Genomic DNA, 513 nt, shown 5'->3' on the forward strand with positions numbered 1-513 from the left:
CGGCGGCAACTCTGGCGTCGAGGCGGCCATCGACCTGGCCGGCATCGTCGCCCATGTGACCCTGCTGGAATTCGACAGCAAGTTGCGCGCCGATGCCGTGCTGCAACGCAAGCTCTACAGCCTGCCGAACGTCGAGGTGATCACCAGTGCCCTGACCAGCGAAGTGAAGGGCGACGGCCAGAAGGTCACCGGCCTGGTGTACAAGGACCGCAACTCCGAGGAGTTCAAGTCGATCGAGCTGGAAGGCATCTTCGTGCAGATCGGCCTGCTGCCCAACACCGAGTGGCTCAAGGGCAGCGTCGAGCTGTCGCCGCGTGGCGAGATCATCGTCGACGCCCGTGGCGAGACCTCGCTGCCCGGCATCTTCGCCGCCGGCGACGTGACCACGGTGCCGTACAAGCAGATCGTGATCGCCGTGGGCGAGGGCGCCAAGGCTTCGCTGAGCGCCTTCGACCACCTGATCCGGACTTCCGCGCCGGAGTGACCCGGCCAGCGACCGTCGAACCAGGGACG

General features: G+C 66.5%; 1 protein-coding gene. It reads left to right on the forward strand.

What is annotated here, in order from left to right; genetic code table 11:
* Positions 1-484: FAD-dependent oxidoreductase (locus tag FLP08_RS16855; RefSeq protein ID WP_162431122.1), on the forward strand; the 484-nt coding region annotated here is incomplete at its 5' end.
* Between the last annotated feature and the right edge of the window lie 29 nt (positions 485-513).

Source organism: Christiangramia aestuarii (assembly GCF_009735585.1).
GTDB lineage: Bacteria > Bacteroidota > Bacteroidia > Flavobacteriales > Flavobacteriaceae > Christiangramia > Christiangramia aestuarii.